This window comes from Binatus sp. (SeqCode), assembly GCF_049584895.1.
Classification (GTDB): Bacteria; Desulfobacterota; Binatia; order Binatales; family Binataceae; genus Binatus.
This window is the reverse complement of the sequence record NZ_JBAUYR010000129.1, coordinates 18,338-29,522: the sequence shown is the minus strand read 5'-3', so window position 1 is coordinate 29,522 and position 11,185 is coordinate 18,338. Positions and strand designations below refer to the sequence as shown.

9 protein-coding genes and 1 pseudogene are annotated in these 11,185 nt (G+C 55.9%); 7 read left to right on the top strand and 3 right to left on the bottom strand.

Features of this window, described 5'->3' with window-relative positions; translation table 11 throughout:
* Positions 1-108: 108 nt before the first annotated feature.
* Both WB650_RS21730 and WB650_RS21725 read right to left on the bottom strand, forming a co-directional pair.
* The gene (locus WB650_RS21730) at positions 109-894 is read right to left on the bottom strand and encodes a sulfotransferase family protein (RefSeq protein WP_422304489.1); all 786 of its coding nucleotides are present in this window, start codon (positions 892-894) and stop codon (positions 109-111) included.
* 150 nt (positions 895-1,044) lie between these two features.
* Positions 1,045-3,180 (bottom strand): glycosyltransferase, encoded by a 2,136-nt coding sequence (locus tag WB650_RS21725; protein ID WP_423962016.1) that lies wholly within the window; start codon positions 3,178-3,180, stop codon positions 1,045-1,047.
* Positions 3,181-3,356: 176 nt separating this feature from the next.
* Between WB650_RS21725 and WB650_RS21720 the strand changes: the two genes are divergently transcribed.
* Both WB650_RS21720 and WB650_RS21715 read left to right on the top strand, forming a co-directional pair.
* Positions 3,357-4,205 carry an ABC transporter ATP-binding protein gene (locus WB650_RS21720; RefSeq protein ID WP_422303272.1) on the top strand — a complete coding sequence of 283 codons (849 nt, stop codon included), beginning with the start codon at positions 3,357-3,359 and terminating at the stop codon, positions 4,203-4,205.
* Positions 4,186-4,974 carry an ABC transporter permease gene (locus tag WB650_RS21715; protein ID WP_422303273.1) on the top strand — a complete coding sequence of 263 codons (789 nt, stop codon included), beginning with the start codon at positions 4,186-4,188 and terminating at the stop codon, positions 4,972-4,974. The genes WB650_RS21720 and WB650_RS21715 overlap by 20 nt, the downstream gene beginning before the upstream one ends.
* Positions 4,975-5,305: 331 nt before the next feature.
* Here WB650_RS21715 and WB650_RS21710 read toward each other — a convergent pair whose 3' ends face one another.
* Positions 5,306-6,217: a WD40 repeat domain-containing protein gene (locus WB650_RS21710; protein WP_423962013.1), complete on the bottom strand. Its 912-nt coding sequence runs from the start codon at positions 6,215-6,217 to the stop codon at positions 5,306-5,308.
* Positions 6,218-7,004: 787 nt separating this feature from the next.
* On the opposite strand from WB650_RS21710, the gene WB650_RS21705 reads away from it, so the two are divergent.
* The 5 genes and pseudogenes from WB650_RS21705 (at position 7,005) to WB650_RS21685 (ending at position 11,060) form a co-directional block, all read left to right on the top strand.
* Positions 7,005-7,367, top strand: coding sequence for a hypothetical protein (locus WB650_RS21705; protein WP_422306074.1), 363 nt, complete (start codon positions 7,005-7,007; stop codon positions 7,365-7,367).
* An 89-nt stretch (positions 7,368-7,456) separates the two neighbouring features.
* Positions 7,457-7,602 (top strand): annotated as a pseudogene (locus WB650_RS21700) (thiamine pyrophosphate-dependent enzyme); the annotation flags it as partial.
* A complete protein-coding gene (locus tag WB650_RS21695) occupies positions 7,585-7,917 on the top strand; it encodes an SRPBCC family protein (RefSeq protein WP_422306084.1) in 333 nt (110 codons plus the stop codon). The pseudogene WB650_RS21700 and the gene WB650_RS21695, both read left to right, overlap by 18 nt.
* Before the next feature lie 91 nt (positions 7,918-8,008).
* Positions 8,009-8,614 (top strand): glutathione transferase GstA, encoded by a 606-nt coding sequence (gene gstA / locus WB650_RS21690; protein WP_422306076.1) that lies wholly within the window; start codon positions 8,009-8,011, stop codon positions 8,612-8,614.
* A 130-nt stretch (positions 8,615-8,744) separates the two neighbouring features.
* Positions 8,745-11,060: a xanthine dehydrogenase family protein molybdopterin-binding subunit gene (locus tag WB650_RS21685; protein WP_422306078.1), complete on the top strand. Its 2,316-nt coding sequence runs from the start codon at positions 8,745-8,747 to the stop codon at positions 11,058-11,060.
* The last annotated feature ends 125 nt before the right edge of the window (positions 11,061-11,185 follow it).

Genomic DNA, 11,185 nt, shown 5'->3' with positions numbered 1-11,185 from the left:
GCAATATGTTGGTACCAGTTCGTTGAGCGCCTATCACCACAAAAAGATGAGCGCCGTTAGCAGAGGTGTCGGCGCTAACTTCCTCATGAGTTTGGATATTGAACCCAGTCATGCCGAACTCGCCCCGCCAACAAGTCTCTCAACAGCTCTGCGACTGCTTTCCCAGGCCGCCCAGAATCGAGGCGAGTCGGTAGCTGTTCGGTCGGTCGCCAGCGAACGCAGCCAGAGGTACGCTTCCCGAGTCAGCGGAGGCAGGTCGAGATCAAGTTCAAAGTCCGAGACGTTGAAGAAGCTATGTCGTAAATTCGGATCGAGAAAGTCGCTGGCAAATTGGTCGATCCCCGCCTTGCTGGCATCAGTCAACGGAATTTTCAGACCGTGGGCGATGCGCTCAAGCTCCGGTCGCGGATCGGCCATCACCAGGTCGTAGTCGCTAACTATAAATGGTCGATTGGCAATCATACTTAAGTTCGGAACTACGTATACCAGCCATAGCAAGTGCGCTGTTACCGCGTCCATACCGTGACGCCGGATAAGAGAATTGGCCACGCTGCGCGGGTTTCTGATCACCAGCAGATAGCATTCATCTACTTCAAGCACACGCAGCACTGAGCGCCAGAAGGGTAGCAGCCGAATAGTGCGCGGATCCTTAAATCCCCATAAGCTATGACTCACGAATTCCGATTTCAGGTACGCTACCGCCTCGGTACGCAGGGCTTCTACGCCCGGTTCGTCCCAGCGAGCGTCATCGATCAGCGCAACCTCTTCCCACTTGAGCCCGAAGAAAGCCAGCAGGCGTTCATTGATTTCGAAGATGTGCCTATCCTCCCAATAACCGGTAGGGTTATCGGGCTTGGGACTTATAAAGTCGTTCCCCAAATAGACGCCCAGCATCTGCAGGCCGCGAGCGAGCGCACTGGTTCCGCTGCGATGCATTCCAAGGACGAGTACAGCGCGTGACGATTGCATATCGAGACTAATCAGCTGTCACTTGGTCCTTCCCACGAAAAGTAACTCCTCCGCTTACTGGCTATGCGGCGCTGCTCAACCTGTCACAGCAGGCCCCTGTTCTCCGCGCGAGAGAGGAGTTCCAGTGTTAGCATCTCGTTCGAACTTCAGTCCCTGGCCGAATTGCACCACCTTGGAGAGCGTCCGCTCGACGGCAGGCGCGACCTGACGACCAGGTATGGTATAGGGCCGAGCGCTACGAACCGCGTTCACGAGCGAGTGCACCATGCTCTCCCGGTCTTGATCTTCACGGTGCCAGAGGAATACTTCCGGCATCGTCTCGATCCGCAGGCCCGACAGCGCTGCTTTGGATAGGAGCTCCCAGTCGTCAAGAGTTGAAACCGCTTCGTCGCTAAATCCTCCGATCGTGTCGAACGCGTCTCTCCGGACGAGCGCGTTGGTGCTGCCGAAGCAGTTGACGAAAGCGCCCGTTGCGGCATCGCCTCCGAGAAATGGCCGGCGCGAATGTTCGAGGCGACTTTCCGAGGAACCATTCGACGATCCCAGAAAAAAGCTGATTGCTGAGGTGAGAATGTCGGCATCTACACGTTGCGCGACCTGGACGAAGACGGAGATCGCGTTAGGCGCCAGCAAGAGCGTGTGATCGTCGACGAAGAACAGGTATTCCCCTTTCGCCTCGCGCACTGCTGCATTTCTCGCCGCGCCCATCTCGCTACCGCGCCGATAAATCTTGCGCAGTTCGTGGTTTCCCAGCCGGGCGAGCGACGCCTTTGACCCTGACGAACCATCGCCTCCGCATTCGGCCAAGATGATCTCGAGGTGCGGATAGTCTTGCTGCTTGAGAGAAGCCAGCGTGGCTTCCGCACCTTTCTCCCTAACGTTGTACGCGAAACATATGCTTACCAGGGGAAAGATAGATTCTCTGCCCGACGGCCGTTCCTTACGGGCGGGCTGCTCATTTTTGGCTCGATGCGAAAGACCGGCATGCCAACGCACCCAGTTACCTTCGGTGTCAGCAAATGACGCCGACGGTCGCGCTGAAAACGCGCCCTGCTCGAGGGAACTCCTGATACGTTCTGCCAACACATCCGGTCGGGGCTCGAAGCAAACATTTTCTCTATCGGCTGGATCGATGATTTCCGGAATGCCGCCAACATTACTGACTAAAAGCGGTACTCCGGCGCCTACGCATTCCAGTGCGGTGTTAGGAAAATTGTCCGCGAGCGACGAGACCACTGCCAATCGTCCATCTCCTCGAAGATACTCGATTGCCGCTTTTTGATACTTATTCGCGACAAGGTGCCACGGAACGTTCCAGGCTTTTGATCGATCGCTGATATAGCCGATGCTCGAACGACCATAGAGTTGGGTTTCCTTTCCCAGGAAGGTGACCTCAAAATCGCGATGGGGACTATCCGCGCAGAGTTCATCTACGGCGTCGCAGAAGAGCTTGAGACCTTTCCTGATCTCAAGTCGTCCAAAGAATACGATTTCGCGAACCTTCTTTCGTGTCTGACGCGGCACGGCTTCTTCAGATAGGACCGTCTTGGGAAGGACGTAGGGCGCGACATAGGTCTGTTCGGGAAGCTCCCAACCATTGTGTTGCATCCAGTTGAGAAGGTATTGACTGGGGCTTACGACGATATCCGCAGCGGAAACGCTCACTCGTTCCATGAAATCAATCTCGAGCTCTCCCAGATTGCGTATATAATCCTGGCTCCCCTCCTTTACCCAGAATGTCGGACCGTGCGTACCGATCACAAAGGTAGCGTCACCGAAAGCGAGGCCCTGGCGCTTCGCCAGCAAGCTGTAAAATGCCAGCCCCTGGCATTCGGGGAAATGAATCACATCGAAGTCGTGCTGATGTTCCTTAAGCCAGACGTAGGTGTGATACGAAACGCTGGAGGCCCAAGCGGCATGAATTCGCGGCTCGTGCGCCATCGGGAGAGGAATCAATCTCATGCCTTTCTCGGTGCGGTAGTAGTCAACCCAATCGATCATATTTCCGTCGGTGGGATGACATCCGAGAAGGAACAGGATGCTCACGTCGTAGCCGGCCCGCTTCAACGCGTCTGCCAGACTGGTGTAGGCAGTACCTATGCCAGCATTGCGGGACGGTCCTTCAATTTCCCAGGTGGCAATGCAGATCCGCGGCAAGTGGGAACCGCGAGCGACGTCGACTTTCGGCAAGGACGGAAACAGTGAAGCCATCGGTTATCTTTCTCCTTCGCGATCTCGCCCCCATCAATGTTTGCCGTTTATCTCAAACCGGGAACCAAACTGGAGCGGCACAATACGAATTTTGCCCTCATGTTTCAAGCGATTTAGTCGGGTAATTTTTACTCTGCCGAAGTTACATAGAGAACACGCAAGTTGTCGGATAGGTTGTGCATCGAACACTCATCGAGCATGGTTTCGATCCGCAAAGTAGCGCTACGAACCGTTTGTTTTTGGATGCGCTCGTGGCGTACTGTGGCGCGATGCTCGTTACCGTCGAGCGATTAACCAAAACCTACGGCAAGTTCACGGCGGTCCACGACGTGTCATTCGTCGTTCACGCCGGAGAAATTGCTGGCCTCGTCGGTCCCAACGGGGCCGGCAAGACGACCATCATCCATATGATGCTGGGCCTGATTTCGCCAAATGCCGGCAGCGTGCATCTGTTCGGGAAGAGTCTCAAAACGGACCGCGAACAGATACTGCAGAGATTGAATTTCACCTCGCCATACATGGCATTCCCGGTCCGGCTGACCGTGCTGGAGAACCTCAAGGTCTTCGCCGGAATCTACAACGTTCGCGATCCCTCAGCGAAAATCAACGAGCTGTTGGAGAAGTTCGGCATTGGAAGATTGAAGAAAAAACCGATGTCGAAGTTGTCCTCCGGCGAAATTACGCGCGTCGGGCTGTGCAAGGCATTTCTGAACGATCCGGAATTGTTGTTGCTCGATGAGCCCACTGCCTACCTCGACCCTCAGGCAGCGGTGCAGGTCAGAGAGGTGCTGCTCGATCTGCGGAAGAGCCGCGGGACCACGGTCCTCTACACATCGCACAACATGCACGAGGTTGAGCGGATGTGCGACCGGATTCTCTTTCTGAGCAAGGGAAGTATCATCGCAACCGGAACTCCGATCGAAGTAACTCGTTCAATTTTGAACGAAGACCGCAATGCACCTGCTCTCGAAGAGGTCTTCATTCGCATCGCAGGGCGCACGCCAGATGAAGCTGTATCGAATTAGATCCGTCATCCTTCGGCACACTTACGAGGTGATTCACAACGCGAATCACATCACCTACATGGTCTATTGGCCGGTAGTGAACATACTGGTGTGGGGATTTTTCACTCTTTATCTCCGCCATGGCGATGCCTTGAAGCCTGGCGTAGTTAGTTGCTTACTCGGCGCGGTAATCCTCTGGGGGCTATTCAATGCTTTTCAACGCGACATGGCGGTAGGATTCCTTGAGGAGCTGTGGTCGCGAAACCTTGTTAGTCTATTCGCTTCACCGCTGAGTGTTTCCGAATACGTGACCGGCCTGATTGTCGTCACTCTTGCGAAGGCGATGATCGGCTTGAGCGTCGGGGCTTTGATTGCGTGGCTCTTTTATAACTACGACATGTTTCCAATGCTGCCGATGCTACTTCCGTTCATTTTGAATCTGATTCTCTTCGCCGTTGCGATGGGCATCGTCGTGACCGGCTTGATCTTCCGATACACCACCAAGTTCCAGGCCATGGCGTGGAGCTTCGCCGGCATCCTGATGCCCCTGTCGTGCGTGTTCTACCCGTTGAGCTCCCTGCCCCGCTTTTTGCGTCCGATGGCTTCGGTACTCCCGACGACCCAGTCGTTCGAAGGCATGCGCGAGGCTATCGAAAGAGGGGCATTCTCTGCCGTCTATTTTAGAGCGGGTCTCGAATTGAACCTTATCTACTTCACTTTTGCGATAGTCTTCTTCCGGTGGATGTTCGAGTCCGCACGATTGCGCGGATTGTTGGTGAAAATGGAATAATCGTGAACTCTCGATAACGAAGTGAGCCTAAATCGGCTAAGTGTCGATTTTGGAGAGAACATTCCTGCAACCGAAATCGCGACTGTTTTCCTTGGAAATCTCGCTCTCTAAACCGAAATCAAAAATTGCGGGCGGTAAGTGGGCACTCAAGCCGAAAGATGCTCCGGATTTTCGCGGGATCCAGAAGATTGACCGCATCGCATCGATTCCAATCCTCGGCGGGCTCCATCATCAATATGTCCGACTCTAGTTTTGAGTAGGCACACCGGATGCGAACACGGCGCGGGACCGTTCGGGTTGGACTCCGGTCCTTAGGCGCGAACACAGTCGGTCACTTGAGCGCCATGCCGCCTTGCAACACGGCACTGAGCGGCACGATTGCCGACGTGTTCCAGGACCCCAACGCCACCTCTTGAGGACCGGCCCGGAACGAGATGCTTGATGGGTATTGAGACACCACCTCACCTTCGACCGCCAAGTCTGACGCGCGATAGAAGACAAACTTTCGAGCCTGCACCGAGGCGATGTGACGGCAGTCGATCGACCACGCAATCTCGTTGCCGGTCCCGCCGTGGTCAAACGGCTCACTGCTCGCGACGACCGCACCGTCCGAAACGCGCGCGACGTGTAGCCGTTCGATCGGCTTCTCGATAAGGCAAATGCTCCGCCCGTCCGGTGATAGCGTGGTGTTCGCCACGTCGAACCCGAAGGTAATTTTTCGCCGATCACCAGAGCCGAATGGCCAGTTCCGCAACACGGCATAGGACCGGGGGCGAGAGGTCTCTCCGGGCCGGAACTTCGGCGAATGTTCGAACAGCCAATTCCGGCGAGCTTCGTCATGCGTTACGCGGCGGATCATCTCTCCAGGGAATTGCTCCCGAAACTGAATCGAGGCATCCATGGCCTGTCGGACTGTGAGGCCGCCGCCCCAGGAGCCATCGACCAACATGTCGCCCTCAGGCGAAAATTGCACCTCCCCACCTTCGCCGTCCTTTTGGTTCCTGTGGTCAAACAAGACCTCGCCCGAGCGGGGTTTGATGATGACGATGCGGCCGCTGGTGCTCTTGACCGCCAGTGTCCCGCCATCCGGCGAGAAGCAGGCGTTGGAAGGATGTGAAAGCGGATGGCTGGTCGACAGCCGTTGGCGAGCGGCGACGTCGATGACAACGACATTCCGACCGAGACACACCAGCATTTCACCGTCGTCCGAGAAGCGAACGCTGTAACCGCTAGGATATTTCACGCCCGATTACCTGTCCGTAGTCAAAACCTAAAGCCGGATGTATTTATGATGCAGCCCTCCAAGTATTGGAATAGTTGCGATGCGGCCGATCTTTCTGGGTCCGGCGAAAATCGCAAGTATATTCAGATGCATGACGAACGCTTAGTCGAATATTTTGACCGTCAACCTTATCGTTGAGCATCCAATATAAGCTTGGAGTGGGCACTTGTGGGCACTCCGATTTATTGTTTTCGGGTTCTAACTAAGGTCTATGCGACCTACTGAGTCAGTTTAGGCAGATGGCGGAATCGCGTTCACGGGCCGCGTTGCTGCCAAAATTCTTACCGTGTTTTTGTCTGCTTCGTTAACATCGCGGTCATCTGACGGTGATAGAGTCATCGTTCCGGCGACTGGCAGAAGACCGCTATGCCTAGATTGTCCTTTGTCGACACTGTTCTGGGCCGTCCGCTCGCTTCCGAAGAGGAAGACCAGCAACGCCTCGGGGTACTGGCAGGGATACCTGTATTTGCCTTCGGAATAAACCAGCCGCCGACCGCGATTGGCAAACGCGCGCGGCAGGTATCCGTCTTCGGTGATCCTGGAACTCGAAGCAGAGAATCCTGATCGCATGATCGCGGTAATGCTACCGGAGTTGGTCGAGCGCCATTGGCTGCGCTATTTTTTTGCACAACCAGCGGCCGGAAATGATCGCCGTCCGGCTGATGCGTAAGGGCAAACAGCGGATCATGATCGTCAACGTTCCGTGGCATATGCCCGACTGACCTTTCCTACGGCAAGGAGAACCGCCATGCCCCCACGTAAACCCACACGCAAGCGCGTCAGAGGCGCGTCTTCCACTGCGCCAAAGCCGGGCGGCGGCTCGCCCCGACCAGTCAAAGGGCCGCTCTTTGCGCAACCGGAAGCCACCGCGGACCCTACGCGCTTCAAGATCAAACATCCGTCTGACAACCCGGCGTACAAGGAAATAGATGAGCTGAATCGCGAGCACAAGATTCAGCCGCTGCCGTTTCCGCCGCCGCGTGGCGGCGTTGAACCGAGCCTGACACTCGAGCAAGTGCTCGGCGCGAATACCGAGGCAATCGATAAGATCACAAGCGCGGGCCAGATCATGTTTCATGCGACTGTTTTCCCTGGAAATCTCGCTCTCTAAACCGAATTCAAAAATTGTGGGCAATAAGTGGGCACTCAGGCCGATCCTCGGCTTGTGCAAATCGCCGACTTGCAGACATGCACTAGGCTCGTAAGCGTCTCGACTGCGGAACGTGGGGCGTGATGGGTATCGGAATGGGATACGCCATCGGGGCGGCCGTCGTGAGCGGCAACCCGTGGTCGCCGTCGAAGGCGACAGCGCCTTTGGCTTCAGCGGAATGGAGATCGAGACCATCAATTTCTTCATCTCTCCTTTTCCGGACTGGGGGATCGTATGCAGGGTTTTCCCACTCGGACCCGGCCGGATTCGCTTCTTGCACGACATCATGGTGCCGCCCGAAGCAATGGCGCAGCCGGTTCTCCAGGAGAAAGTGGCCATCGCGGACAAATTCTTTCCGGACGTTAATGAGGAAGATGTCCGAATTTGCACGAGGTACAGCGTTGTTTGGAAAAGCCGGTACGCCCAACGCGGATCGCTGGGCCCGCTGGAGGGCTGGAGGGACACAATCGCGACTTTGCGCTGTGGGGTGGCGCGGCGATTGACTATGTAACGCAAAGCGGTATTCTGTCGGCTGGCCTCTGTAACGATCGTCCTAGAGGAAAACAACTTTTAAACCGTTTGATTCGAAGGAAGGAGAAACCATGAAACTTTATCTGACCCCGGGGGCGTGTTCCCTGTCACCGCATATAGCATTGAGGGAAGCAGGACTGAAGTTTGATTTTGAGCAGGTAGATTTGGCAACGAAGCTGACCAAGAGCGGTGCCGACTACCGCAAAGTGAATCCGAAGGGTGCTGTCCCTGCGCTGCAACTCGACAACGGACAAATCCTTACCGAAGGGCCTGCCGTAGTACAGTATATTGCCGACCAAAAGCCTGACTCGAAGCTGGCGCCCGCGGCCGGAAGTTTCGACCGCTATCGCCTGCAGGAGTGGCTAAATTACACCGCCTCCGAACTGCACAAGAGGTTCGGCCAACTGTTCAATCCAGCGATCACCGAGGATCAGAAGAAAGCCACGATCGCAGGAATCGGTACCGAGCTCGACTACGTCAACAAGAGTCTAGGTAGCAAGCAATATCTGCTCGGCGATACCTTCACTGTCGCGGACGGTTACCTGTTTGTGGTTCTGAGCTGGACGAAGTACTTCGGGATCGATCTCGGTCGCTGGTCGGGGCTGAAAGCCTTTTCCGATCGAATAGCCGCACGGCCGAGCGTAAAGGCAGCGATGCAGGCTGAGGGCCTGTCTTAACGGTTCGAAGACAGGCAGGCGTTGAAAAGTAATTTTTTTCAGCGCCTGCCGGTTTCAAAATCAGTCGCGACCGGCCAAAAGGAGACCTACCTTGGCAGTTACAGGAGCCTTTGGTGCAAGCGTAAAGCGAGTGGAAGATCCCCGCTTCCTGATGGGTCAGGCGCATTACGTCGATGATTTGAATCTGCCAAACACACTGAGCGTTGCGTTCGTTCGCAGCTCCTATGCCCACGCGCGAATCAAATCGATTGACGCGATCAAAGCGCTCAAGCATCCGGGCGTAGTGCGGGTGATGACGGGCGAAGAAGCGAAGAAACTCTGCAAGCCCATAAGAGTCGAGTTTCCGGAGAAAGACTTTCCAGGAAAATACAAAGCATGTGACTTTCATGCCATCGCGGTAGGAAAGGCCAATTTTGTAGGCGACATCATCGCCGCAGTGGTAGCCACCAATCGCTACGTCGCCGAGGATGGAGTCGAGCTGGTCGAGGTCGAATATGAGCCACTGACTCCGATTCTCGATCCGGAGGAAGCGGCCAAGCCGGGATCGCCGCTGGTCCACGAGGAGTGGGGCGACAACCTGATGCTGACCGCCAAGCTGGACGTCGGCGAAGTCGACAAGGTATTCGCTGAGGCTGATCTTAAGTTCGCGGTGCGCTTCCGGATGAACCGTCATTGCGCGGCTCCGATGGAGAATCGGGCGGTCATTGCGCATCACGATCCGGTCCTCAAACAGATGACGGTGTGGTCGTCGAGTCAAATGCCGCACATGGTGCGGACGAGGATTGCCGAGGCGATTGACTATCCCGAGCACGCCATTCGAGTCATCAGCCCCGATGTTGGCGGCGGCTTCGGGCTCAAGTGTCACATTTTTCCCGAGGAACTGGTGCTCGCATTGCTGACGCGCGAGTTTGGCCGTCCCATCAAGTGGATCGAGGATCGGCGCGAAAATCTCTACGGCTCGTATCACGCAAAGGACGAAGTCTGTTACGGAGAATTGGCACTGAAGCAGGACGGCACGATCCTCGGTCTGAAGGCCAAGTTCATCGGCGACGTCGGCGCTTATACATCCTATCCGTGGACGCCGGCGCTCGAGCCATCGCAGGCATCGATAGCCTGCCCAGGTCCGTACAAGATTAGCACTGTGCGGGTCGAAGCGATGGCGGTCGCGACCAACAAGACGACATCAAGTGTGTACCGCGGAGTGGGATTGCCGGCGGCACAATATCTGATGGAGCATATGCTGGATCTCGCGGCATCCAAGCTCAAGATGGATCCGGTGGAATTGCGCCGCAAGAACCTCATCCCGACCAGTGATTACCCGTGCGTCTCAGCTACCGGGCTCGTCTATGAGAGTGGAAGCTCGCCGGAAACGCTCGAAAAGGCAGTCAAGATGATTGACTACCCCAAGTTCCGCAAGGAGCAGGCCGAGGCGCGCAAGCTGGGGAAATATCTGGGCATCGGCTTTAGCTCCTTGATCGAGCAGTCGACCTTCGGCTTCGAGTACTGGCGCAAGATGGGCATCAAGAATGGATTGGGTTATGAGTCAGCGCATATCCGCGTCGACCCCAACGGCGGTATTACCCTAACCGTCGGAACCCATTCCCACGGTCAAGGCCATGCCACCGTTTACGCGCAACTGATTGCGGATGGCCTGGGCTGCAAAGTGGAAGACGTGACCTTTATCCAGGGTGATACCGCGATGACTCCCTATGGATGGGGCACGTGGGGCAGTCGAAGCGCGACGGCGGGCGGCGGTGCGGTAATCAACGCGACTGCGAAGATTCGCGATAAGATGATTCGAGTGGCCGCCAACCTGATGGAGGTCAGTCCGCGCGATCTCGAAGTCAAGGATGGCAAAATTTCGGTCAAGGGAGTTTCCAGCAAGAGCATGACGCTGCGCGATGTCGCACAGGCCGCCGTCTACACCGCCGACGTGACCGCAGACGAAGAGCCCGGCCTCGAGGCGCACGAGCACTATAAAAACCCGACGCCGTACTCCAACGCCACTCACGTCGCTGTAGTGGAAGTTGATCCCGCTACCGGCTTCGTGAAGATTGTTCGATACCTGGTCGTCGAAGATTGCGGCCGGATGATCAATCCCATGATCGTGGAAGGACAAATCGCGGGTGGCGTTGCACAAGGGATTGGAATGGCGATGTTGGAGCATATTCGCTACGATGAGAGCGGTCAGATTTTGACGACGTCCCTGATGGACTATCTGATTCCGACAGCCTCGGATGTTCCGCCGCTTGAATTCGGTCATATTGAGACTCCCTGTCCCATCTCGGCGGGCGGTATAAAAGGAATGGGAGAGGGTGGAGCGGTCGCGCCGCCCCCGGCGATCGCAAATGCGATATCCGACGCACTGGCATCATCGTTTGGTTGGAAGACTATCGATCGGCTTCCCATGTCCCCCGAAGTGATTCATTCGCTGACCACCGGCTGAAGTCTTTATTGGTGATGAGCATGGCGAGGTTTCGCTGGAATCATGCAATCCAAAAGGTTCGCTACCTCGTAGTATCTAGCGGGCTTCGAGCATGTCGCTAACTGTCATAGGCAATCAACGAACGA

Bases quoted from the DNA above. Each gene is read 5' to 3' on its own strand.
- WB650_RS21730 (WP_422304489.1), bottom strand. From the start codon at position 894: ATGCTGGGCGTCTATTTGGGGAACGACTTTATAAGTCCCAAGCCCGAT.
- WB650_RS21725 (WP_423962016.1), bottom strand. From the start codon at position 3,180: ATGGCTTCACTGTTTCCGTCCTTGCCGAAAGTCGACGTCGCTCGCGGT.
- WB650_RS21715 (WP_422303273.1), top strand. From the start codon at position 4,186: ATGAAGCTGTATCGAATTAGATCCGTCATCCTTCGGCACACTTACGAG.
- WB650_RS21705 (WP_422306074.1), top strand. From the start codon at position 7,005: ATGCCCCCACGTAAACCCACACGCAAGCGCGTCAGAGGCGCGTCTTCC.
- WB650_RS21695 (WP_422306084.1), top strand. From the start codon at position 7,585: ATGGAGATCGAGACCATCAATTTCTTCATCTCTCCTTTTCCGGACTGG.
- gstA (WP_422306076.1), top strand. From the start codon at position 8,009: ATGAAACTTTATCTGACCCCGGGGGCGTGTTCCCTGTCACCGCATATA.